The organism is Luteimonas sp. YGD11-2 (genome assembly GCF_004118975.1).
Classification (GTDB): Bacteria; Pseudomonadota; Gammaproteobacteria; order Xanthomonadales; family Xanthomonadaceae; genus Luteimonas; species Luteimonas muca.
The window spans coordinates 817,578-840,327 of the sequence record NZ_CP035376.1; the positions used below are offsets into that span (position 1 = coordinate 817,578).

Consider the following 22,750-nt stretch of genomic DNA (forward strand, 5'->3'; position numbering starts at 1 on the left):
GAACGGATGCGCGAACGATGGAATTGCTGGTGCTGCTGGGTCTGGCGTTGCTGGCGGTGCCGGTGCTGCTGGTGGTGGCGCTCGTGAAGCTCTCGGGCCTGCGCCAGCGGGTGGTCGAGCTGGAGATCGCGGTCGACGCGTTGCGACGCGCCCCGGTGGCAACGTCGGCGCGCGCGGACTCCGCGTCGGCGGATGCGATGTCCCGCGTGGTCAGCCCGCCGCTGCGCGATGACGGCGCGCCGCGGCCCGCGTCCGTCGGGCCTGGCGTCGAAGCAGCGCCGGCGTCGGCATCGCAGCCGTATGCAGCGGTGGAACGCGGAACCGCCGGGCCGGTGCATCCCGCGCCCGCCGGCGAACTGCCGCCGCCGCGGACTCCGCCACCGCCCGCGCCCGCACCGCCAGGCATGGTCGAGCGTGCCGCGGCGGCCGTGCGGCGCTGGTTCACCACCGGCAATGTGCCGGTCAAGGTCGGCATGCTGGTGCTGCTTGCAGGCGTGGGCGCGCTCCTGAAGTACGCCAGCGACCAGGGCTGGCTGGCGGTGCCGGTAAGCCTGCGGCTGGCGGGCGTCGCCGCGGCGGCCGTGGCCGGGCTGGTGTTCGGCTGGCGGCGTCGCGCGAGCCATCGCAGCTTCGCGCTCAGCGTGCAGGGCGGGATGATCGGCATCCTGCTGCTGGTGGTGTTCGCGGCGTACCGGCAGTTCGATCTGTTGCCGCCGTCGCTGGCCTTTGCCGCGAGCGTGGTGCTGGTCGCGGCCACCGGTGTGCTTGCTGTGGCGCAGAACGCACGCGCACTGGCGGTGTTCGCCATCCTCGCCGGCTTCCTGGCACCGATCTGGCTGTCGACCGGCGGCGGCAACCACGTGGCGCTGTTCGCGTACTACGCGGTGCTCAATGCCGCGATCCTGGCAATCGCCCGGTTCCGTGCCTGGCGCGAACTCAACCTGCTCGGCTTCGCCTTCACCTTCGGCATCGCCACGCTGTGGGGCGTGCTGTCGTACGCACCTGCGCACTACGCCTCGGCGCAATCGTTCCTCGCGCTGTTCTTCGCGTTCTACCTGCTGATCCCGCTGCTGTACGCACGCCGTCGCGCACCCGCGCGGCGCGACATCGTCGATGGCGCACTGGTGTTCGGCACGCCGCTGGTGGCGTTTTCGCTGCAGGCGGGACTGTTGCACGACCGCACGATGGCGCTGGCCCTGTGCGCGCTCGGTCTCGGCGCGCTGTACGCGATGCTTGCACGCGCGCTGCTGCAGCGGCCGGGACATGCGGTGCTGGTGCAGTCCTACGCGCTGCTGGCGGTCGGCTTCGCCACCCTGGCGGTTCCGCTGGCGCTGTCCGCGCAGGCCACCGCCTGCGTGTTCGCGCTGGAAGGCGCGGCGCTGGTGTGGCTGGGGTTACGCCAGCAGCGGCGCTGGCCGCAGGTGTCCGGCGTGGGCCTGCAGCTCGCCGCGGCGGTGGCGTACATGCTGGCGGGACCGTTGCCGATCGGCGCGGTGGTCATGCCCTTCGCCCACGGCCGGTTCGCCGGCGGGATGCTGATCGCGGTGGCGGGACTGGCCACCGCGTGGTCCTTCCGGCAAGCCGGGTCGAGGTCGCTGGCCGGCATTGCCTACGGATGGGGGCTGGCGTGGTGGCTGGGCGCCTGGACCGCGGAGCTGCTGCGGGTGGCACCTGCGGCAATGGAGCCGGACCTGCTGCTGGTACTGGCCATCGGCAGCGGCTGGCTTGCGGCCGAACTGCATCGTCGCCGGCCGGAGCGCATGCTCGCCGCCACGTTCTTCGCCGCGTTGCTGGCGGCGGTGCCGCTTGCGCTGTGGCAGTCGTCGGTGCATGCGCAGCCGTTCGCCGGCCATGGGGCATGGGCGTGGGCGGTGTTCGTGATCTGCGGGTTGCGTGGGCTGGCCTGCCTGCGCAGCGGCGATGCGTCGATCGCACGGGCGGCGCAGTTCGCATGGTGGCTGTTGTGGCCACTGCTGCTGTCGCTGCTGGGCAGCTGGCTGGCCGGGCGTTTCGGGCTGGGGGCGGGCTGGTGGTCGCTGGCGGTGGTGGCGCCATGGCTGCTGGTCACTGCGCTGGCGCTGTGGCGGTGGACATGGCTCGCCCGTCCGCTGGGCGATGCGTTCATGCCTGTGCGCGGGGCGTTGCTGTGCACCTTCCAGGTCCTGCTGCTGCTGTGGTGGCTGCCGGCGCTGCGCAGTGCCGGCGATGCCTCGCCGCTGCCGTGGCTGGCGGTGCTCAATCCGCTGGACCTCGCCCAGTTCGCGGTGCTGGCGCTGCTTGCGCGCTGGCTGTGGTCGGAAGATGCACCTGATGCATGGACGCGCCATCGCCTGCCGTTGCTGGCCGCGGCGGGCTTCCTGCTGCTGACCGCGATCACCCTGCGCGGCGCCCATCACTGGGGCGGGGTGGCGTGGGATGCGGGGCTGCCGTCGAGTGGCCTCGCACAGGCCGCGCTCACCGTGGTCTGGAGCGTGCTCGGCGTGCTGGGCTGGGTGCTGGGCTCGCGGCGTGGCCATCGGGCGCTGTGGCTGGCCGGTGCACTGCTGATGGCGGTGGTGCTGGCCAAGCTGGTGCTGGTCGACCGCGGGCACCTGGGCAACCTGTGGGGTATCGCCTCGTTCATCGCCTACGGGCTGCTGTGCACGGTGGTCGGCTTCTTCGCGCCGGCGCCGCCGCGCGCCGTCCACGCCACGGAGCAACCCGCATGATCCGCTGCATCACCCGCTGTGCCGCCGCCTTCGCGGTGCTGGTCCCCCTGGCCACCGCCGGCGCGCAGCCGCTGGATGCCGATTACGGTTGGCAGTGGCCACTGTCGCTGTCGAGCGGCGATGCCGGCGCCTACCGCGTGGAGCTGACGCCCGGTATCTATGCCGCCGCGTGGTCGCCAACGCTCGCCGATGTGGTGGTGGTCAACGGCGACGGCCATGCGGTGCCGGCGACACTGGTGCCGGCGGCCGTCGACGATCGCCCGCTGCTGCACGAACTGCCGTGGTTCCCGCTGCCTGCAGACCGCGCGCAGCGCGACATCGCCGCGATCAGCGAGATCGCCAGCGACGGCCGCCTGCGGCGCGTCGAACTGCGCGTCACGCCGGATGCCGCCACCGCGTGGCTGCTCGATGCCAGCCAGTCCGACGGCCCGCTGCACGCGCTGCGGCTGTCGTGGGCGGACGACCAGGTCCCGTTCGAACAGGTCTTCCGCGTGGATGCATCGGATGACCTGCGCCAGTGGACGTCCGTGCAGCCGGAGGGACGGGTGTTCGACCTGCGCCGCGATGATGCCCGCCTGGTGCAGGGACGGATCGCCTTCGTCGCGCCCATGCGGTCAAGCTATCTGCGGCTGGTCCCGCTGCGCGCAACCATGCCCGCGCTGCAGCTCACCGGCGTGCAGGCGGAGACGCGCCCGCCGCTGGCGGCGGCGTCCTGGCAGTGGCGCCGGCTGGAACCCGTGCAGGTGCGGCGCGATGGCCGCGACGGCTACGAGTACCGCCTCGACGGCCGCTACCCGGTGACCCGCGCGGACCTCGCCACGGCGGGACACGCGGGCAGCCGCTGGACCCTGTCGGTACGCGATCACGACGATGCACCGTGGCGCGTGGTGGCCGCGGACTGGGTCGCGTTCCGGCTCGGCGGGGATCCGGCCACGCGCTCGCTGCCGCGCGAGCTGCCGACGGTGATGCGCGACCGCATCTGGCGGCTGGAGCCGCAGGCCCCGGTGGCCGCGCCGCCCGCGTTGCTGCTGGGCTACCGTCCGGAGGCGCTGGTGTTCGTGGCGGAAGGCTCCGCGCCGTTCGCCGTGTATGCGGGCAGCGCACGCGCGGCGCGCGTCGCGGCCCCGGTCGGGCAGGTGCTGGAGGTCCTGCGCAGGCGCCACGGCGCGGGATGGCAGCCGGCGACGGCGGTGCCTGGCGCGCGCGTCGACCTGGCCGGCGAGGATGCGCTCCGGCCCGTACGCGACTGGACCACCTGGGTGCTGTGGGCGGTGCTGCTGGCGGGCGTGGCGGTGGTCGCCGGCTTCGCGGTCAGCCTGCTGCGTCGCCGTCCGGCCCCTTCGCAATAGCGCAGCCGCCGGCACGGCGGGCGCCGGGCATCGCCGTGCCGGCAGTGCGGACGGGCGCGACCACCTTCACGCGAGGCCGGCGGGGCGATCCCGCTCCGGTTTGCCCCCCTGTGCGCACAGGCCGACAATAGCGCGCTGCCGACGCCGGTCCGGCCCGTCCAGGGTCGCCACGTCGGCGCTTCCTTCCTGAGCGAGTCTTGCGTCCCATGTCCATCCTGCGAATGACCGACCTCGACCTGACCGGCAAGCGTGTGCTGGTGAGGCAGGACCTCAACGTCCCGATCGAGGACGGCCGCATCACGTCCGACCAGCGCATCGTCGCATCGCTGCCCACCCTCAAGCACGCGCTGGACCAGGGCGCGGCGGTGATGGTGATGTCCCATCTCGGCCGCCCGACCGAGGGCAGCTGGAGCGAGGCCGACTCGCTGGCGCCGGTGGCCGCGCACCTGGGCAGGCTGATCAGGCGCGAGGTGCGGCTGGTGCGCGACTGGGTCGATGGCGTCGACGTGCAGCCCGGCGAACTGGTGATGCTGGAGAACTGCCGCATGAACGTCGGCGAGAAGGCCGACGACGAAGCGCTGGCACGCAGGTACGCCGCGCTGTGCGACGTGTATGTCATGGATGCCTTCGGCACCGCGCACCGCGCGCAGGCCTCCACCCATGGCGCGATCCGCTTCGCGCCGGTGGCCGCGGGCGGCCCGCTGCTGATGGCCGAACTCGACGCACTCGGCCGTGCGCTCGGCGACCCCGCGCGACCGCTGCTGGCCATCGTCGGCGGCAGCAAGGTGTCGACCAAGCTGGAGCTGCTGACCAACCTCGTCGGTGAAGTGGACCAGCTGATCGTCGGTGGCGGCATCGCCAACACCTTCATCGCTGCGCAGGGCTATGCCGTCGGCAAGTCGCTGCACGAGCCCGACCTGCTCGACACCGCGCGCCGGATCCTCGCCGAGGCCAAGGCCAAGGGCGCCGAGATCCCGATCCCGCTGGACGTGGTGGTGGCGCGCGAGTTCAGCGCCAGCGCCGAGGCGGTGGTGAAGCCGGTGGATGCGGTGGCCGCCGACGAGATGATCCTCGACATCGGCCCGAAGACCGCCAGGCACTACGCGCAGCTGCTGGGCGAGTCCGGCACGGTGGTGTGGAACGGCCCGGTCGGCGTGTTCGAGTTCGATGCCTTCGCCCGCGGCACCGAGGCGGTGGCGCGTGCAATCGCGCGCTGCCATGCGTTCTCGATCGCCGGAGGCGGCGACACCATCGCCGCCATCGACAAGTTCGGCATCGCCGGCGACATCGGCTACATCTCCACCGGCGGCGGCGCGTTCCTCGAGTTCCTCGAAGGCAAGACCCTGCCGGCGGTGGCCGCGCTGCGCAGCCGCGGCTGACCGCATCGGGGCCCGCCCGCGTGCGCGTGGGCCGGGCTCCGACGGCCCGGTGCGGCGTGCCGCGCCGGATCGGGCAGGGCACCGCACTACCGCGTGAACGCGCTATGTTTGCGTTCACATTTCAAGCCCAGCCTCATTGCGAGCTTCCATGGACCACCGCCGCCGCACCCGCATCCTTGCCACCCTTGGCCCCGCCACCGACCCGCCCGGCGTCCTCGATGCCATCCTGCGTGCCGGCGTCGATGTGGTCCGGCTGAACTTCTCGCATGGCGATCCCGCCTCGCAGAAGGCGCGCGCGCAGGCGGTGCGCGAGGCGGCGGCACGGGTCGGCACGGAGGTCGGCATCCTCGCCGACCTGCCGGGGCCCAAGATCCGCATCGAGCGCTTCGAACAGGGCCGCGTGCAGCTGCGCGCCGGCGAGCGCTTCGACCTGGTGGCCAGCGACGACGCCGGCCCCGGCACCGTGCACGAGGTCGGCGTGAGCTATCTCGGCCTGCCCGATGACCTCAATGCCGGCGACGTGCTGCTGCTCGACGACGGCCTGATGCAGCTGCGGGTGGAGTCCATCGACGGCCCTCGCATCGTGACCACCGTGCTCAACGATGGCGCACTGTCCGACCGCAAGGGGCTCAACCGCCTCGGCGGCGGGCTGTCGCTGGGCGCACTCACCGACCACGACCGCGCGCTGATCAGCGTGGCTGCCGAGCTCGACGTCGACTTCATCGCGGTGTCGTTCTGCCGCAACGCCGCCGACATGGAAGAGGCGCGCGCGCTGGCGCGTGCCGCCGGCAGCGATGCCGCGCTGGTGTCGAAGATCGAGCGCGCGGAGGCGATCGAGAACCTCGGCGAGATCATCGATGCCAGCGACGTGGTGATGGTCGCGCGCGGCGACCTCGGCGTGGAGATCGGCGATGCCGAGCTGCCGGGCCTGCAGAAGAAGATCATCCGCGAGTCGCTGGCCCGCGACCGCGTGGTGATCACCGCCACGCAGATGCTGCAGTCGATGGTGGAGTCGCCGATCCCCACCCGCGCCGAAGTGCTGGACGTGGCCAACGCGGTCATCGACGGCACCGACGCGGTGATGCTGTCGGCCGAGACCGCGGCCGGCAACTTCCCGGTGCGCGCGGTCGAGGCGATGGCGCGCATCTGCCTCGGTGCCGAGCGCCAGTTCAACCACGACACCAATTTCGAGCAGGCGCAGCGCAACCTCGAGCGTGCCGACCAGGCGATCGCGATGGCGGCGATGTTCCTGACCGAGCACATCGGCGTGCGCGCGATCGTGGCGATGACCGAATCCGGCGGCACCGCGCGCTTCCTGTCGCGGTTCCGTTCCAACGCACCGGTGTACGCGTTCTCGCGCCACCCGGGTGCGCGCCGGCGCATGCGGCTGATGCGCGACGTGTTCGCGTTCGACTACGACAGCCGCGGGCAGACCCCGCGCGAAGCCGCGCGCGGCAGCATCCAGCAGCTGGTCGAGGCCGGCATGCTCGAGTGCCGTGACCGGGTGGTGTTCACCAGCGGCGAGCACATGGAAACCCACGGCGCCACCAACACGCTGCGGCTTCTGCGGGTGGGCGAGCAGGGCCGCGCCGAAGGTCTGGGCGAGCTGTAGGGCATCTGCGCCGCGGCGCGCCTGCGCGGCCGCCGCCACCCGGGGGCGCAAGGGGCGCGGGCTATACTCCGCGGCCCTGACGCCCTGCCGGAAACGCCCCCATGAGCATCGAACAGCTTGCCGAAACCGCCCAGGCGATGGTCGCCCCCGGCAAGGGCATCATCGCCATCGACGAGTCCAACGGCACGATCGGCAAGCGCTTCGAGGCCGTGGGCATCGCCAACAGCGAGGACAACCGCCGCGCCTACCGCGAGATGCTGTTGACCACGCCGAAGCTCGGCGAGCACATCAGCGGCGCCATCCTGTTCGACGAGACACTGCGCCAGTCCACCCGCGACGGCGTGCCGTTCGCCCGGGTGATGCGCAACGCCGGGATCATCCCGGGCATCAAGGTCGACCGGGGCACCCAGCCGCTGGCCGGCTTCCCGGGTGAAGTGGTGACCGAAGGTCTCGACGGATTGCGCGAGCGCCTGCGCGAGTACTACCGGCTCGGTGCGCGCTTCGCCAAGTGGCGCGCGGTGATCCACATCGGCGAGGACATGCCGTCGGGCACCTGCATCGAGGTCAACACCCATGCGCTGGCACGCTATGCCGCGCTGTGCCAGGAAAACGGCCTGGTGCCGATGGTCGAGCCGGAAGTGCTGATGGACGGCGACCATGACATCGAGACCTGCTACGAGGTCTCCGAGGTGGTGCTGCGTTCGCTGTTCGATGCGCTCTACAACCAGAGCGTGATGCTCGAGGGCACCATCCTCAAGGCATCGATGGTGCTGCCGGGCAAGGGCTGCGACGAGCAGGTGGCGGTGGACGAGGTGGCTTCGTCGACGCTGATGTGCCTGAAGTCGGCGGTGCCGGCGATCCTGCCGGGCATCGTGTTCCTGTCCGGCGGGCAGTCCGACGAGGACGCCACCGCGCATCTGGACGCCATGAACCGGATGGGTCCGAACCCCTGGCCGCTGTCGTTCTCCTACGGCCGCGCGATGCAGCAGGCGGCGCTGAAGCTGTGGGCGCAGGACCCGGCCAGCAATGTCGCGCGCGCGCAGCAGACGGTATACGCGCGGGCCCGCGACAATGGCCTCGCCGCACTGGGCGAGTGGACGCCTGCGTAAGGCGGGCGGGCCGCGCCGCGCGGTGGCCCGGGTGGTTCGACGCCTCGCCTGAGGCGCGCGCGACCGCCTCGGCCCCGCATGGCGACCCTGCCATCATCGCGGGCGCGCTAGCCTCCCGGGAATTGGACCGGGAGGCTGCAGATGTCCGCGACCACCACTTCTTCTTCGAGACTGCACGTGCCACTGGCGGTGCAGGATGCGTTGCGCCGTGGCCGTCCGGCCGAGGCCGCGCAGCGGCTGCGCGAAGCCAACCCCGGGCTCGACCTGCGCCAGGCGCGGACCGCGCTTGCCGAGGTGGCGCGACGCCCACCCGGCGTGATGGACAGCGGCAGCGATCCGGTCGGCCAGGACACGCTGCCGTCGGAGGTGGCTGCCAAGCTGGCGACCGGCAACACCGAGGACGCCGCCCGGCGCCTGCGCGAAACCCAGCCCGGGCTCAGCGAGGACGAGGCGCGCGAGGCGGTGGAGCGGCACGCCTCGCCGCTGTTGCGCAAGCAGGCCCGTACCGAGACCGTGGTGCGCGGCGACAGCGGGCGCATGGGCTGGGCGGGATGGCTGCTGGTGCTGCTGGCCGCGGCCGGTGCGCTGATGGTCTGGCAGGGCCTCGGCTGACCCTGGCACGCAGCAGGCCGGCCCGTCGGGTGGATCCCGGTGACCGATCCACGCGCGCGGACCGTCACGCCAACGGCACGGGTGTCGTCGGCAACCGACCGTCCCTGCTGGCGCCTACGGCAGGCCCGCGAGCCAGTCGTCGTCCGAACCTTCGCTGACGCCCTCGAACAGGGGCGTGGAGAAGTAGCGCTCACCGGTATCGGGCAGCATCGCCAGCACCACCGCACCGTCGTCCGCGCCGCGGGCCACATCGAGTGCCGCCGCCATGGTCGCGCCGGCCGAGATGCCGACGAAGATGCCTTCTTCCGCCGCCAGCCGGCGGGCGATCTCGATGGCGTCGACATCGGTCACCGACAGCACCCGGTGCGCGGCGTCGCGGTCGAGCACCTCCGGCACGAAGTCCGGCGTCCAGCCCTGGATCCGGTGCGGCGCCCAGTCCTTGCCCTGCAGCATCGCCGCACCGGCCGGTTCGCAGGCGACCACCTCCACCTCGGGCCGCGCCAGCCGCAGCATCCCGCCCACGCCGGTCAGGGTGCCGCCGGTGCCCCAGCCGGTCACGAAATGGTCAAGCCGGCGGCCGGCGAAATCGCGCAGGATCTCGGCGGCGGTGGTGTTGCGGTGGTAGCCGGGGTTGGCCGGATTGGTGAACTGGCTGGCGAGGAACCAGCCGTGCTGTTCGGCGAGCTCGCGGGCCTTGCGCACCATGCCGGTGCCGCGTTCGGCGGCCGGGGTCAGGATCACCCGCGCACCGTACGCGCGCATCAGCTTGCGGCGCTCGATCGAGAACGTCTCCACCATCGTGGCCACGAACCTGTAGCCACGCGCGGCGCAGACCATCGCCAGCGCCACGCCGGTATTGCCTGAGGTGGCCTCCACCACGGTATCGCCGGGCTTGAGCAGGCCGCGCGCCTCCGCATCGAGGATGATCGCCAGTGCGAGCCGGTCCTTGACCGAGCCGCCGGGGTTGAAGCTTTCGACCTTGGCGTAGAGTTCGACGTTGGCCGGCCCGAGGCGGTGCAGGCGGACCACCGGGGTCCGGCCGATGGTGTCTAGGATGGAATCGTGGATCATGCGCATGCTCCGGTAGGGGTGGGAGGCGCGGGGCCGCATGCGGCCGGACGTCAGCCGGGAGAGGATCGCGCGTAACGCGTGAAGGCCACAACGGTTGACGTGGAACACTCCGTCGTCGTCTGTGCCTGACGGCACAGGGAGCTCACGGCGCCGCCCCATAGAATGGTCGGGTTTTTCCCCGTCGGTCCCCCTCGATGCAGCTTTCGCGTTTACCGTCCCTGGCCACCCGCGCCGTGGCTCCCGTCCTGTTTCTCGTGGCACTGGCCGCATGCGGCAGTGGCGATCCGGCCCCGCAGGGCGGCCCGCAGGCCGCAGTCGTCACCACCGCCGGGATCGCGCTTCGCGACTGGAACGACACCATCCCGGCGCTGGGCACCGTGCAGTCGCGCGAGTCCATCACCGTCACCGCCAAGGTGAGCGAGGTGGTGGACCGGGTGCACTTCGAAAGCGGCCAGGAAGTGGAGCGGGATACCGTGCTGGTCACGCTCAGCGGCAACCAGCAGCAGGCGGCGCTCGCGGCCGCCGAGGCCGCGGCCGCGGAAGCCGACCGCCTGTTCGAGCGCCAGCGCCAGCTGGCCGAGCAGCAGCTGATCTCCACCGCCTCGCTGGATACGCAGTCGGCGCTGCGCGCGACCGCACGTGCGCGCGTGGACGAGATCCGCGCCAACCTCGGCGACCGCCTGATCCGGGCGCCGTTTGCCGGCGTGGTCGGCATCCGCCGTGTCAGCCCGGGCGCGCTGGTGCAGCCGGGCACCGAAATCGTCACCCTCGACGACATCTCCAGCGTCTATGTGGACTTCACCGTCCCCGAAGCGCAGCTGGCCAACCTCGCCGTGGGCCAGGTCCTGCTGGGCACCAGCGTCGCCTACCCGGACCGTACCTTCCAGGGCCGCGTGGACACCATCGACGCGCGCATCGACCCCGCCACCCGCGCGGTCACCGTGCGTGGCGACTTCCCGAACCCCGATCGCGTGCTCAAGCCCGGGATGCTGATGCAGGTCGACCTGCAGCGGCCATCGCGCCAGGCGCTGGTGGTGCCGGAGATCGCGGTGGTCCAGGTCGGCCGCGAGACATTCGTGTACCGGGTGCTTGCCGATTCGACCGTCGAGCAGGCGCCGATCCGCGTCGGTTCGCGCGTGGCGGGGCTCGCCGAAGTGGTGGACGGCCTGTCGCCGGGCGACCGCATCGTCGTCGATGGCACCGGCAAGCTGCGCCCCGGCATGCGCATCGAGGAGGCCACGCGCGCCGCAGCGCCGCAGCCCGGCGCGGACGAGGACGGCCGCGCGATCGTGCCTGAAACCACGGTCGCGCCGGCGCCCGACGCCGTGCCCGCGGGCTGAGCCCGCCTCCCCAAGCACCACTACGGGTTCCCATGCGTCTATCCGATCTTTCCATCAAGCGCCCGGTGTTCGCGGTCGTGATGAGCCTGCTGCTCATCGTGCTCGGCATCATGTCCTTCACCCGCCTGACCCTGCGGGAGATGCCCAATATCGATCCACCGATCGTGTCGGTCTCGGTGACCTATCCCGGCGCATCGGCGGCGGTGGTGGAAACCCGCGTCACCCAGATCATCGAGGACGCGCTGGCCGGCATCGAGGGCATCAAGACGCTGGAATCGCGCAGCCGCAACGGCAGCTCCAGCATCACCATGGAGTTCAACCTCAACCGCGACATCGAGGCTGCCGCCAACGACGTGCGTGATGCGGTCAGCCGGGTGATGGACCGCATGCCGCTGGAAGCGGACCCGCCGGAGGTGGAGAAGGCCGAGTCCGACGGCGACGTGATCGTCTGGCTCAACATGCGTTCCGACACCATGGACACGCTGGAGCTGACCGACTACGCGGACCGCTATGTGGTCGACCGGCTGTCGTCGCTGGATGGCGTGGCGCGCGTGGTGCTGGGCGGCAACCAGCGCTACTCGATGCGCATCTGGCTCGACCGCGATGCGATGGCCGCGCGCGGCATCACCGCCGCCGACATCGAAAGCGCGCTGCGCAGCGAGAACGTGGAACTGCCGGCCGGCAGCATCGAATCCGAATCGCGTGACTTCACCCTGCGCGTGGAACGCGGCTACCGGGAGCCCGAGCAGTTCGCCCAGGTGCCGCTGCGCAAGGGCGACGACGGCCATGTGGTGCGGCTGGGCGACGTGGCGCAGGTGGAGCTGGGCCCGCGCGAGCGCCGTGCCTACCTGCGCAGCAATTTCGTGCCCAACGTGGGCGTGGGCATCGTGCGCACCTCGACCGCCAACGCGCTCGACGTGGTGCGGCTGGCGCGTGCCGAGGCCGAGCGCATCCAGGAGACCCTGCCGCCGGGCACCGACATCTTCGTGGCCTACGACGGCACCGTCTTCATCGAGGAGTCGATCAAGCGGGTGTACTGGACGCTGGGCGAGGCGATGGTGCTGGTGGTGCTGGTGATCTGGCTGTTCCTGGGCAGCATCCGCTCGGCGCTGATCCCCGCGGTCACCGTGCCGGTGTGCCTGGTGGCGGCGTTCATCGGCCTCTACGCGTTCGGGTTCTCGATCAACCTGCTGACCCTGCTCGCCCTGGTGCTGTGTATCGGCCTGGTGGTGGACGACGCGATCGTGGTGCTGGAGAACGTGCAACGTCGAGCCGACCTCGGCGAACCTCCACTGGTCGCGGCCAGCCGCGGCACCAGCCAGGTCGCCTTCGCGGTGATCGCCACCACCGCGGTGCTGGTGGCGGTGTTCCTGCCGGTCGGTTTCATGGAAGGCAACAGCGGCCGCCTGCTGCGCGAACTCGCGGTCGCGCTGGCGGGTGCGGTCGCGCTGTCGGCGTTCGTCGCGCTGACGCTCACGCCGATGATGTGTTCGAAGCTGATCCGCCCGCATGGCGCGAAGCAGAGCCGCTTCAACCAGTGGATCAATCGCCAGCTCGAGCGCACCAGCGCCGCGTACGGGCGCCAGCTCGGGCGCCTGGTCGCGCTGCCGGGCAAGCGCATCCTCGCGCTGATGGTCGCGGTGATGCTGGTGTGCCTGGGGCTGATCGTGCTGCTGATGGCGCGGGTGCCCAGCGAGCTGGCACCGGCCGAGGATCGCGGGCGCTTCTTCGTGATGGTCGACGGGCCGGAAGGCGCGGGCTTCGACTACACGGTCGAGCAGCTGCAGCAGGTGGAACGGATGATGGCCGGCTACATCGGCGACGACAAACCGATCCAGCGCCTCAACTCGCGCGCACCGCGCGGCTGGGGTGGCGGCACCGAAATGCATACCGCGCAGATCATCGTGTTCATGCAGGACTGGTCCGACCGCGACGTCAATGCCGAGGACGTGATCGCCGAACTGCGCCCGGAGTTCAACTCGCTGCCGGGCGTACAGGTACGCGCCAGCGTGCCGGGGGGCCTGATCAGCACCCGTGGCCAGCGCTACCAGCTGGTGCTGGGCGGGCCGAACTACGAGGAGCTCGCGCAGTGGCGTGACCGCATGCTGGCGCGCATCGAGGAGAACCCCGGCATCGTCGACGTCGACAGCGACTACAAGGAAACCCGCCCGCAGATGCGCGTCGACATCGACCGCGTGCGCGCGGCGGACCTCGGCGTCGGCGTCACCGAGATCGGCCGCACGCTGGAAACGATGATGGGCGCGCGCCAGGTGACGACCTACGTCTCCGACGGCGAGGAATACGACGTGATGCTGCAGGCCAGCCGCGGCAACCGCATGCAGCCGTCCGACCTCGAGAACACCTACGTGCGCGCGCGTGATGGCGAGCTGGTGCCGCTGTCGAACCTGGTGACCTTCAGCGAGATCGCCGAGCCGGGCTCGTTCAACCGCTTCAACCGCATGCGCGCGATCACCCTGTCCGGCGGGCTCGCGCCGGGCTACACCATGGGCGAGGCGCTGGACTGGAGCTACCAGGTGGCCGCCGAGGAACTGCCGCACTACGCGCAGATCAACTGGAAGGGCGAGTCGCGCGAATACCAGGAAGCCGGTGGCGCGGTGGTGCTGACCTTCACGCTTGCGCTGCTGGTGGTGTACCTGGTGCTGGCGGCGCAGTTCGAGAGCTTCCTGCATCCCATCGTGATCATGCTGACGGTGCCGCTGGCGGTGCTCGGCGCGCTGCTGGGCCTGTGGGTGACCGGCGGCACGCTCAATCTCTTCAGCCAGATCGGCATCATCATCCTGGTGGGCCTGGCGGCGAAGAACGGCATCCTGATCGTCGAGTTCGCCAACCAGCTGCGCGACGAAGGTCGCGACGTGGCGAAGGCGATCGTGGAGTCGGCATCGATCCGCCTGCGCCCGATCCTGATGACCGCCGCGGCAACCGTCATGGGTGCGATCCCGCTGGTGGTCGCCGGTGGGCCCGGTTCGGCAAGCCGCGGCACCATCGGCGTGGTGATCATCTCGGGCGTTGCCTTCGCGACGCTGCTTACGCTGTTCGTGGTGCCGGCGTTCTACACCCTGCTCGCCCCGTTCACCCGTTCGCCGGAAGCGCTGGCCCAGGAGCTGGAGCGGCTGGAGCAGGAGACGCCGACGGTGGGCGGCCATGCCTGAGGCCTGGGTGCCGCCGGATGTCGGGCACGGCATCGCGCTGCGGCCATGGCACAGCGGTGATCTCGATGCGCTGGTCGCGCATGCCAACGACGAACAGGTCTCGCACGGCACCAGCGACCGCTTCCCCTATCCCTACACCCGCGAGGACGGCGTCGCCTTCCTTGCCGGGCGTGTCGTCGACCTCTCGGCGCCGGTCTTCGCGATCACGCTCGACGAGCATGCGATCGGCGGCATCGGCGTGCGCACGTTTGCCGGCGAACGCCGCATCGGCGCGGAGTTCGGCTACTGGCTGGGCAGCCGCCACTGGGGCCGCGGGATCATGACCAGGGTGGTCGCTGCGTTCGCGCCATGGGTGATGGACGCGCTGGAGCTGCAGCGGCTGCAGGCCACCGTGCTCGACTTCAACCATGCGTCGGCGCGGGTGCTGGAGAAGAACGGCTTCAGCGAGGAGGGCGTGCTGCGTCGCGCGGTGCACAAGCGTGGCAGCGTGCACGACCTGCGGATGTTCGCGCGGCTGCGCGTGCACTGATCACGGCGCAGCGGGTTTCCCCCCGCCGCGGTCATGGTGGAGAATCGGACGCTGCCCCGCCGCAATGGCGGGCGCCGAACGGGGAGTACTGCGTGGAACAGATCGTCAACACACTCAACGGGCTGATCTGGAGCCCGCCGCTGATCGTGCTGTGCCTGGGCGCCGGACTGTACTTCTCGCTGCGTACGCGTTTCATGCAGATACGGCATGTCGGGGAGATGGTGCGGCTGATGCTCAGCGGGACCCGGTCCGAGGCGGGCGTGTCGCCGTTCCAGGCGCTGGCGATGTCGCTGTCGGGCCGCGTCGGCATCGGCAACATCGCCGGTGTCGCCACTGCGATCGCGTTCGGCGGACCCGGTGCGGTGTTCTGGATGTGGGTCATGGCGTTCCTCGGCGCGTCGACGTCGTACGTCGAGTCGACGCTGGCCCAGATCTACAAGGAAAAGGACGAGGAAGGGCGATACCGCGGTGGTCCGGCGTATTACATCGAAAAAGCCATGGGGCAGCGGTGGTACGCATGGTTGTTCGCGGTCGTCACCGTGATCGCGGCCGGGTTCCTGATGCCGGGCGTGCAGGCCAACGGGATCGCCTCGGCCGCCTTCAACGCGTGGAGTGTTCCACCGACCGCCACGGCGGCGATCGTCGTGATCGGCCTGGGCTTCATCATCTTCGGCGGCGTCAAGCGCATCGCGCGTTTCGCGGAACTGGTGGTGCCCTTCATGGCGCTGGCCTACATGCTGATGGCGCTGGTGATCATGCTGCTCAACCTCGAAGCGGTGCCGGTGATGTTCCGGCTGATCTTCGAGAGCGCCTTCGGCATGCACGCCGGATTCGGCGCGATGCTCGGCCTGGCGGTCGAGTGGGGCGTGCGTCGTGGCATCTACTCCAACGAAGCGGGCCAGGGTACCGGCCCGCACCATGCCGCCGCGGCGGAGGTCTCGCATCCCAGCAAGCAGGGCCTGGTGCAGGCGTTCTCGGTGTACGTCGACACCCTGGTGGTCTGCAGCGCCACCGCCTTCATGATCCTGTCGACCGGGATGTACAACGTCGTCGGCCGTGCCGGGAACATGCTGTATGAAGCGTTGCCCGGCGTGGAGGTGGGCCCCGGCTTCGCGCAGAACGCCGTCGAATCGGTGATGCCGGGCTGGGGCGCGGGCTTTGTGGCGCTCGCGCTGTTCTTCTTCGCGTTCACCACGATCATCGCCTACTACTACATGGCCGAAACCAACATCACCTACATCAACCGCAAGGTGCGGCGCCCGTGGATGGTGTTCGTGTTGCGCATCGCGCTCCTGGCCGCCGTCACCTTCGGCTGCGTGCGCACCGCGGAGATGGCCTGGACGCTGGGCGACATCGGGGTGGGCACGATGGCGTGGCTCAACATCATCGCGATCCTGATCCTGCAGCGCCCGGCGCTGGTGGCATTGCGCGATTACGAGGCGCAGAAGAAGGCGGGCCTGGACCCGCAGTTCGATCCGTTGAAGCTCGGGATCCGCAATGCGGATTTCTGGGTCGACAGGAAGCCTTGAGCATGGCCGGTTCCGGTCCTGACGATCCCGGCCCCTGGGGCCGCGGCCCACGCCGCCAGGGCGATGCGCCGACTCATCCACCGGCGCGCGGCGAGCGCACCCCGGCCCGCGACCAACGCTCGCCATGGGGCGGAGCACGCACGCAGGAACGCGATGAGCGACCCGCGCCGCGCCGCGAGGGCCCGCCACCGGCCGCGGCCGCCGTGGACGAGCCTGCCGCCCCAGCGGCACCGCGTGGTGGCCGCGGCGGCGAGCTGCGTCTGCACGGCTTCAATGCCGTGCAGGCGGTGTTCGCACGTCGCCCGGATGCGATCCGCAAGGTCTATCTCAACCAGTCGCGGATCCCGCACCTGCAGCCCTTGCTGAAATGGTGCGTGGCCCATCGTGTCGGCTACCGCGTGGTGACCGACGAGGAGCTCGGCAAGCTTACCGCCAGTGCACACCACGAGGGCGTGGTGGCGGACGTGCTGCGTGCGCAGCCGCTGCCGCTGGCCGGGTGGCTGCCGACGCTGCCTGCCGGGCCGCAGTGCCTGCTGTGGCTGGACGGCGTCGGCAATCCGCACAACTTCGGCGCCATCCTGCGCTCCGCCGCGCACTTCGGCGCGGCCGCGGTGCTGCTTCCGGAGACCAGCACGCTGACGCTGTCGGGCGCCGCGGCGCGCGTGGCCGAAGGCGGCGCGGAAGCATTGCCGCTGGTGCGGCTCGGCCCGGTCGGCGAATCAATGGAACTCCTGCGCGCGGCGGGTTTCAGGCTGGCCGCGACCGTGGTGCGCGATGGCAATCCGCTGTTCGCCACACCGGCACCGCAGCGGCTGGTCTATGTGCTGGGCGCGGAAGGCGAGGGCATGGATGCGGACCTCGCCGGCGCCTGCGACCTGCGCGTGTCGATTCCCGGTACCGGCGCGGTGGAAAGCCTCAACGTGGCCGCCGCCACCGCGGTGCTGCTGGCGCACTGGGCGGCGCGGCCCGCCTGATCCGCGCTGCAACGCGCGGCGTGGACGCCGCGCCTGCAATTGGCGCTCCGCGTTACTCGCTGGCTGCCGGCACCCGGAAATCCGCAGCCGCCTCGGCCGCCAGATACGCGAACACCACATAGGCGGCGACGTTGTGCTTCACGTCGGCGGCGTCGACCTTGTCGAGGGTGTCGTCGGCGTTGTGGTGCAGGTCGAAGTAGCCGCTGCCGTCCTGCCCCAGCCACGCCCAGGGCATGCCGGCCTGCGCCAGCGGGATGATGTCGGGCCCCGGGCCGCCCTGCTGCGGCTGGAACTCGATGCCAAGCGGTGCCAGCGCACCGGCGATCTGCCGCGACAATGCATGGGTGGCGTCCTTGGCGCTGGTGTTGAACGCATAGATGCGCCCGGAGCCGAAGTCGCTTTCCGCGCCGATCACGTGCTGCGCCATCGCACCCGCGTGGCGCTGCGCGTACTGGCGGGCGCCTATCAGCCCCTGCTCCTCGTTGGCGAACGCGATCACCCGGATGCTGCGTCGCGGCCGCTGCGGCAGCTGGGCGATGAGATGCGCGGCCGCCGCGGTGATGCCCACGCCGGACGCATCGTCCACGGCGCCGGTGCCGTGGTCCCATGAATCGAGGTGGCTGGCGATCACCACGATCTCGTCGGGCGCCTCGCGGCCGGTGAGCTCGGCGATCACATTGTGCGAGGTGTATTCGCCGTTCCAGCCGCAATCGAGTTCCATGCGCACGCGCACCGGGCCACGCTCGAGCAGGCGCACCAGCTGTTCGGCATCCGGCAGCGAGGTTGCCGCGGCGGGGATCGGGGTCACGCCTTCGGCGAAGCGGGTGATGCCGGTATTGGCAACGCGGTTGCGGCTGGTGCTCAGCGAACGCATCAGGAAGCCCGCCGCGCCTTTCGACGCCGCCACCGACGGACCGCGGCTGCGCACCGGGCCTGCTGCGTCATAGCCGGAGCCATCGCGCGTACGCTCCATCACGAAGTCGACGAACACGATCTTCCCCGCCACCGCGTCGGCGGGCGCGGCTTCCAGCTCGGCGAAGGTCGCGTAGCGCACGATCTCGGCCTCCACCGTGCCGCCGGGGCTGCCGCCCAGGGCGGTCACCACCAGTGGCTGCGCATGCGCACCCACCACTGCGGCGCGCTCGCTGCGGCGCTCCCACTTCGGGAACGTCACCGGCTCGGTCCACACCCGGTCGAACCCCAGCGACTCGAACTTCGCCACCGCCCACGCCACCGCGCGTGCATCGGCCTCGCTGCCCGGCAGGCGCGGACCGACCTCGGTGGTCAGCGATTCGATGATGCGGTAGCCAGTGTCGTCGGCCAGTGCGCGCTCGCGCAGTTGCGCGGCGGTGTCGAGCGCATGCGACGGCAGCGGGTCCTGCGCCTGCGCGGTGAACGCGGATGCGAACGGCGCGGATCCAAGGGCGAACAGCAGGGCGGCAACGCGCATCGCACACTCCAATCGGCAGAACGGAAAGGTCGCGAGCTTAGCAGCCGGCGGCCGTGTCGCTCGAACGCAGGTTGCCTTCGCACGTGTCGCCACGGCCAGCGTGGGTCGCGTGTGTCAGCGGCCGGTCATGCGCCGGAACGCTGCACTCGTGGGTCCGGACCCGGTTCGCTTCAGCCGACGCTGCCCGGCGGCTGCTTCAGCGCATCGCGGATCTCGCGCAGCAGCAGCACGTCCTCGGCCGGTGGCGGCGCCTCCGCCGGCGCCTCGGCCTGTTTGCGCTTGAGGCGGTTGATGGCCTTGACCAGCAGGAAGATCGCGAAGGCGACGATGACGAACTGCACCATCGTGTTGAGGAAGATGCCGATCCCGATCGTCACCGCCGGCACGGTCTCGCCTGCGGCATCCACCGTCTCGCGACGCAACATGATTTCCCAGTCGGCGAAATCGACACCGCCAATCAGCAGCCCCAGCGGCGGCATGATCACGTTGTCGACCAGCGCGGTGACGATCTTGCCGAACGATGCTCCGATGACCACGCCGACCGCGAGGTCGATGACGTTGCCGCGCACGGCGAATTCCTTGAACTCGGCGAGTACGCCCATCGCACACCTCTTCGTGAAAAGACGGCGCGACTATACGTGCGCAGGCGTGATCCGGCACTCCATGCGCGCCACCTCGCCGAGCATGGCCACGCAGTGGTCGCCGGGCGACAGCGCGGCGACGCCGGCCGGTGTGCCCATGAACACCAGGTCGCCGGCGCGCAGGTGGTACAGCTGCGACAGCTCGTGGAGGATCTCCTCCACGCTCCAGATGAGCTGTGACAGCGGTGCGCGCTGGCGCACCTCGCCATTGACGGCGAGCGACAGTTCGAGGGTGGCCAGTGCATCGCCGCCGATCGCGGACGCCGGCACCAGTTCGCCGATCGGCGCGGAGGCATCGAAACCCTTGGCGATATCCCAGGGTAGGCCATTCGACTTCGCCTCGGCCTGCAGATCGCGGCGGGTCAGGTCGAGACCGACGCCGTAACCGAACACCAGCCCGGAGGCGTCTTCCACGGCGAGAAGCCCGTGCGGGGCATCGCGGCCGATGGCCACCACCAGCTCGACCTCGTGGTGCAGGTCCGAGGTCGCGGACGGGTAGGGCACTTCGGTGCCGGTCACCACCGCATCGGCCGGCTTCATGAAGAACACCGGGCGGCCACGTGCTTCGCGTGATGCCGGCACCGCGGCGCCCATCTCGCGCGCATGGTCGGCGAAGTTACGACCGACGCAGTAGATGCGGCGCACCGGGAAACGCCCACCGCCACGCACGTTGACGCGCGGCGCCGCCGGCGCCTGGATCACGTCGTCCATGTGAAGTCCCTCAGCGCAGCAGCGGCTTGTCGACGATGCGGAACTCGGCATCGAGCACGTCGGCCGGCGCCACCGGGCGGGCGCGCTGGCGCAATGCGCGCGACACCAGGCCCACAGCCAGCATGCCGGCGCCGATCACCACGCCGAACACCAGCAGTACCGCCAACAGGGCAAGGCCCACGAGGCCGATGCCGATGCGCAGCAACGGGTGCCGCGGTTTGCGGGGCGCGAACAGCGCGTCGAACATCGACGAATGCATGCGCAGGCGGAGGGTATGCAGGGTGCTGGAGAACATCGGTCGTGTGACAATGTGAAGACTGTGTGTTGGACAGTATCCGACGCCACAGGTTCCTGGAAGTAAGCAGTTCGTTAAAACGGAGTTCGCACATGTCGTTGATCGCCCTGTCCGCCATCCCCGATGCGGGCTTTGCCGATGTCGAGGCAGTCGTCGACGGCGTGGCGGAATCGCTGATCGTGCATCGCGATGGCGACGACGTGCGCGCCTGGCTCAACATCTGCCCGCATGCAGGGCGGCGGCTGGACTGGGCGCCCGGCCAGTTCCTGAAGTCGAAGGATGGCCTGCTGATCTGCGCGGCCCACGGCGCGAGCTTCGAAACGGCTGCCGGCATGTGTGTGTCCGGACCGTGCCGTGGCCAGAGCCTGCGGGCGGTGCCGGTGGAGGTGCGCGACGGCGAGGTCGTCCTGGCCTGAGCCGTCGGGCGGCGGTCAGAAAAACAGGTTGACCATCAGCACGATGACCATCGAATAGGCCATCGACAGCGGCAGGCCGGCGCGCCACAGGTCGCCGGCGGTGTAGCCGGCCGGGCCGGTCATCATCGAGATCACCGGATTGGACTGCGTCATGAAGTTGTTGGACGCCGACAGCGCGACGATCAGCGCGAACGCGGTCGGGTCGGCGCCCGCGGCCAGCGCCAGGTTGATCGCCAGCGGCACCACGACGATCGTCGCGCCGACATGGCTGATCACCAGCGAGAACGCCGTGGTCAGCAATGCCACCGCGATCTCCAGCACCCATACCGGCAGCCCGGTCGGCAACTGGTCGATGGTGTTGCCGGCCACCCAGGCGGCCGCGCCGCTGGAGTCCATCGCCCAGCCCAGCGGGATCAGGCACGCCATCAGGAATACGGTCTTCCAGTTGATCGCGCTGTAGGCCTCGTCCATCTTCAGCACGCCGCAGACCAGCATGCCCGCCACGCCGGTCATCAGCGCGATCGAGGTGGGGATGCGCGACGACAGCGCGATCAGCATCGTCACCGCGAAAATCGCCATCGCGATCTTGAACTTGTGCGGGCGCTGCTCGCCCTTGGGGTAGTCGGTGACGACCACGAAGTCGCGGCCCTTGGCGTTGTCGGCCAGTGCATGCCAGAAGCTGTGCAGCACCAGCATGTCGCCGGCGCGCAGGGTCAGGTTGCGCACGTCGTCGGTGATGACCTCCTTGTCGCGGTTGACCGCCAGCAGGCGCAGGCCGAGCTGGCGGCGCAGCTGCAGTTCGTTGGCGGTCTTGCCGATGTAGCTCGACGTGGGCGGCACCACCGCTTCGGAGATGCCGGCGCGCGCCGGGTTGAACAGGTCACCGAAGTTGCGCAGCCGCGCGCTCATGCGCAGGAACTGGTTCTGCGCGAAATCGGCCACGTGCTGGCGCGGGCCCATCACCCCGATCACGCTGCCCACCCAGATGCGGGTGTCGGCTGCGGGCGCCAGCTTGGCATCGCCGTCGGCCTTGAGTGCCAGCATCACCGGTGCGTTGTGCAGGGCCTCGGCCTCACCGAAGGTCATGCCCACCAGCGGGCTGTCGGCGGTGACGGTGAGCTCGAACACGTCGCCCTCGATGCCGTAGGTGCGCGCGAAATAGCTCTGCGTGCGGCCTGGCGTGACGCTGGTATCGGGGCCTTCGCGCAGCAGCTTTTCACCGAAGAAGTGGAAGTAGCCCAGCCCAAGCGCCAGCAGTGCCAGGCCGATCGGCAACGGCGCGAACATGTTCAGCGGCACCAGCGTCGCCACGCCGGAGGGCAGGTTGGCATTGGCCGCGACCAGCAGGTCGTTGAGCAGGATCAGCGGCGAGTTGCCGACCATCGTCAGCGAGCCGCCCATCACGATTGCCGCGCCCACCGGCATCAGCATCCGCGACAGCGGCAGGCCGGTGCGCGATGAAAGCCGCGACAGCACCGGCAGGTACAGCGCCATCACCGACGGGTTCTGCATGAAGGACGAGTTCACTCCGGCGACGGCGGAGGTCAGCAGCAGCAGCCGTCGTTCAACGCCGTGCGCACGCCGCAGCAGCCAGCCGGCGAGGCGGTTGAGCGCGCCGGTGCGCTCCAGCCCCATGCCCAGGATCATCGTGGCGATGATGCTGATCACCGCGTTCGACGAGAAGCCGTTGAACACGTCCTCGGGCGCCACCTGCCCGGTCAGGCCGAGCAGCACCAGGATCACCAGCGCCACGAGGTCGGCGCGCACCCGCTGGAACACGAACAGGACCATCGTCAGGCTCACCAGGCCGAGGACGATCTTCATGTCGGTGGTGAGCGCGAGTGCGGTGTCCATG

At 70.4% G+C, this 22,750-nt stretch carries 18 protein-coding genes; 12 read left to right on the plus strand and 6 right to left on the minus strand.

Annotated elements, in window-relative coordinates; translation table 11 throughout:
* The first annotated feature begins 17 nt into the window (after window positions 1–17).
* From ERL55_RS03720 to ERL55_RS03745, 6 genes are all read left to right on the plus strand, one after another.
* Window positions 18–2,708, plus strand: a complete 2,691-nt coding sequence (locus ERL55_RS03720) for a DUF2339 domain-containing protein (protein WP_129135232.1) — start codon at window positions 18–20, stop codon at window positions 2,706–2,708.
* On the plus strand, window positions 2,705–4,057 hold the full coding sequence (locus tag ERL55_RS03725; protein ID WP_129135233.1) for a DUF3999 family protein: 1,353 nt from the start codon (window positions 2,705–2,707) through the stop codon (window positions 4,055–4,057). Before ERL55_RS03720 ends, ERL55_RS03725 begins: the two co-directional genes overlap by 4 nt.
* A 206-nt stretch (window positions 4,058–4,263) precedes the next feature.
* Complete coding sequence (locus ERL55_RS03730) at window positions 4,264–5,436, plus strand: phosphoglycerate kinase (RefSeq protein ID WP_129135234.1); 1,173 nt, start codon at window positions 4,264–4,266, stop codon at window positions 5,434–5,436.
* A gap of 148 nt (window positions 5,437–5,584) precedes the next feature.
* Window positions 5,585–7,048 carry a pyruvate kinase gene (gene pyk, locus ERL55_RS03735; RefSeq protein WP_129135235.1) on the plus strand — a complete coding sequence of 488 codons (1,464 nt, stop codon included), beginning with the start codon at window positions 5,585–5,587 and terminating at the stop codon, window positions 7,046–7,048.
* A 101-nt stretch (window positions 7,049–7,149) separates the two neighbouring features.
* On the plus strand, window positions 7,150–8,157 hold the full coding sequence (locus ERL55_RS03740) for a class I fructose-bisphosphate aldolase (protein ID WP_129135236.1): 1,008 nt from the start codon (window positions 7,150–7,152) through the stop codon (window positions 8,155–8,157).
* Between the two features lie 141 nt (window positions 8,158–8,298).
* Window positions 8,299–8,769 (plus strand): hypothetical protein, encoded by a 471-nt coding sequence (locus ERL55_RS03745; RefSeq protein WP_129135237.1) that lies wholly within the window; start codon window positions 8,299–8,301, stop codon window positions 8,767–8,769.
* 114 nt (window positions 8,770–8,883) lie between these two features.
* On the opposite strand, the gene cysK is transcribed toward ERL55_RS03745, so the two are convergent.
* Window positions 8,884–9,840 carry a cysteine synthase A gene (gene cysK, locus ERL55_RS03750; RefSeq protein ID WP_129135238.1) on the minus strand — a complete coding sequence of 319 codons (957 nt, stop codon included), beginning with the start codon at window positions 9,838–9,840 and terminating at the stop codon, window positions 8,884–8,886.
* 233 nt (window positions 9,841–10,073) lie between these two features.
* On the opposite strand from cysK, the gene ERL55_RS03755 reads away from it, so the two are divergent.
* The 5 genes from ERL55_RS03755 to ERL55_RS03775 all read left to right on the plus strand — a co-directional run bounded on the left by ERL55_RS03755 (window position 10,074) and on the right by ERL55_RS03775 (window position 17,382).
* Complete coding sequence (locus ERL55_RS03755; RefSeq protein ID WP_241685825.1) at window positions 10,074–11,180, plus strand: efflux RND transporter periplasmic adaptor subunit; 1,107 nt, start codon at window positions 10,074–10,076, stop codon at window positions 11,178–11,180.
* A gap of 32 nt (window positions 11,181–11,212) precedes the next feature.
* Window positions 11,213–14,350 carry an efflux RND transporter permease subunit gene (locus ERL55_RS03760; RefSeq protein ID WP_129135240.1) on the plus strand — a complete coding sequence of 1,046 codons (3,138 nt, stop codon included), beginning with the start codon at window positions 11,213–11,215 and terminating at the stop codon, window positions 14,348–14,350.
* On the plus strand, window positions 14,343–14,879 hold the full coding sequence (locus ERL55_RS03765; RefSeq protein ID WP_129135241.1) for a GNAT family N-acetyltransferase: 537 nt from the start codon (window positions 14,343–14,345) through the stop codon (window positions 14,877–14,879). Before ERL55_RS03760 ends, ERL55_RS03765 begins: the two co-directional genes overlap by 8 nt.
* Window positions 14,880–14,971: 92 nt before the next feature.
* A complete protein-coding gene (locus ERL55_RS03770) occupies window positions 14,972–16,408 on the plus strand; it encodes an alanine/glycine:cation symporter family protein (protein ID WP_129135242.1) in 1,437 nt (478 codons plus the stop codon).
* A gap of 203 nt (window positions 16,409–16,611) precedes the next feature.
* Entirely contained in the window at window positions 16,612–17,382 is a 771-nt protein-coding gene (locus ERL55_RS03775; RefSeq protein WP_241685826.1) for a TrmH family RNA methyltransferase, read from the plus strand.
* A gap of 52 nt (window positions 17,383–17,434) precedes the next feature.
* Here ERL55_RS03775 and ERL55_RS03780 read toward each other — a convergent pair whose 3' ends face one another.
* From ERL55_RS03780 to ERL55_RS03795, 4 genes are all read right to left on the minus strand, one after another.
* The gene (locus ERL55_RS03780) at window positions 17,435–18,832 is read right to left on the minus strand and encodes a M20/M25/M40 family metallo-hydrolase (protein WP_129135244.1); all 1,398 of its coding nucleotides are present in this window, start codon (window positions 18,830–18,832) and stop codon (window positions 17,435–17,437) included.
* 170 nt (window positions 18,833–19,002) lie between these two features.
* Window positions 19,003–19,434 (minus strand): large-conductance mechanosensitive channel protein MscL, encoded by a 432-nt coding sequence (gene mscL, locus ERL55_RS03785; RefSeq protein WP_129135245.1) that lies wholly within the window; start codon window positions 19,432–19,434, stop codon window positions 19,003–19,005.
* Between the two features lie 30 nt (window positions 19,435–19,464).
* The gene (locus tag ERL55_RS03790; RefSeq protein WP_129135246.1) at window positions 19,465–20,184 is read right to left on the minus strand and encodes a fumarylacetoacetate hydrolase family protein; all 720 of its coding nucleotides are present in this window, start codon (window positions 20,182–20,184) and stop codon (window positions 19,465–19,467) included.
* Window positions 20,185–20,194: 10 nt separating this feature from the next.
* A complete protein-coding gene (locus ERL55_RS03795; protein WP_232141966.1) occupies window positions 20,195–20,479 on the minus strand; it encodes a hypothetical protein in 285 nt (94 codons plus the stop codon).
* 92 nt (window positions 20,480–20,571) lie between these two features.
* Between ERL55_RS03795 and ERL55_RS03800 the strand changes: the two genes are divergently transcribed.
* Window positions 20,572–20,895, plus strand: a complete 324-nt coding sequence (locus tag ERL55_RS03800; protein WP_129135247.1) for a Rieske (2Fe-2S) protein — start codon at window positions 20,572–20,574, stop codon at window positions 20,893–20,895.
* A 15-nt stretch (window positions 20,896–20,910) separates the two neighbouring features.
* On the opposite strand, the gene ERL55_RS03805 is transcribed toward ERL55_RS03800, so the two are convergent.
* A complete protein-coding gene (locus tag ERL55_RS03805; RefSeq protein WP_129135248.1) occupies window positions 20,911–22,749 on the minus strand; it encodes an SLC13 family permease in 1,839 nt (612 codons plus the stop codon).
* Window position 22,750: the final 1 nt, after the last annotated feature.

Coding starts and splice junctions, on each gene's coding strand:
- ERL55_RS03720 (WP_129135232.1), top strand. CDS start 18: ATGGAATTGCTGGTGCTGCTGGGTCTGGCGTTGCTGGCGGTGCCGGTG.
- ERL55_RS03725 (WP_129135233.1), top strand. CDS start 2,705: ATGATCCGCTGCATCACCCGCTGTGCCGCCGCCTTCGCGGTGCTGGTC.
- ERL55_RS03730 (WP_129135234.1), top strand. CDS start 4,264: ATGTCCATCCTGCGAATGACCGACCTCGACCTGACCGGCAAGCGTGTG.
- pyk (WP_129135235.1), top strand. CDS start 5,585: ATGGACCACCGCCGCCGCACCCGCATCCTTGCCACCCTTGGCCCCGCC.
- ERL55_RS03740 (WP_129135236.1), top strand. CDS start 7,150: ATGAGCATCGAACAGCTTGCCGAAACCGCCCAGGCGATGGTCGCCCCC.
- ERL55_RS03745 (WP_129135237.1), top strand. CDS start 8,299: ATGTCCGCGACCACCACTTCTTCTTCGAGACTGCACGTGCCACTGGCG.
- cysK (WP_129135238.1), bottom strand. CDS start 9,840: ATGATCCACGATTCCATCCTAGACACCATCGGCCGGACCCCGGTGGTC.
- ERL55_RS03760 (WP_129135240.1), top strand. CDS start 11,213: ATGCGTCTATCCGATCTTTCCATCAAGCGCCCGGTGTTCGCGGTCGTG.
- ERL55_RS03765 (WP_129135241.1), top strand. CDS start 14,343: ATGCCTGAGGCCTGGGTGCCGCCGGATGTCGGGCACGGCATCGCGCTG.
- ERL55_RS03780 (WP_129135244.1), bottom strand. CDS start 18,832: ATGCGCGTTGCCGCCCTGCTGTTCGCCCTTGGATCCGCGCCGTTCGCA.
- mscL (WP_129135245.1), bottom strand. CDS start 19,434: ATGGGCGTACTCGCCGAGTTCAAGGAATTCGCCGTGCGCGGCAACGTC.
- ERL55_RS03790 (WP_129135246.1), bottom strand. CDS start 20,184: ATGGACGACGTGATCCAGGCGCCGGCGGCGCCGCGCGTCAACGTGCGT.
- ERL55_RS03795 (WP_232141966.1), bottom strand. CDS start 20,479: ATGTTCTCCAGCACCCTGCATACCCTCCGCCTGCGCATGCATTCGTCG.
- ERL55_RS03800 (WP_129135247.1), top strand. CDS start 20,572: ATGTCGTTGATCGCCCTGTCCGCCATCCCCGATGCGGGCTTTGCCGAT.
- ERL55_RS03805 (WP_129135248.1), bottom strand. CDS start 22,749: ATGGACACCGCACTCGCGCTCACCACCGACATGAAGATCGTCCTCGGC.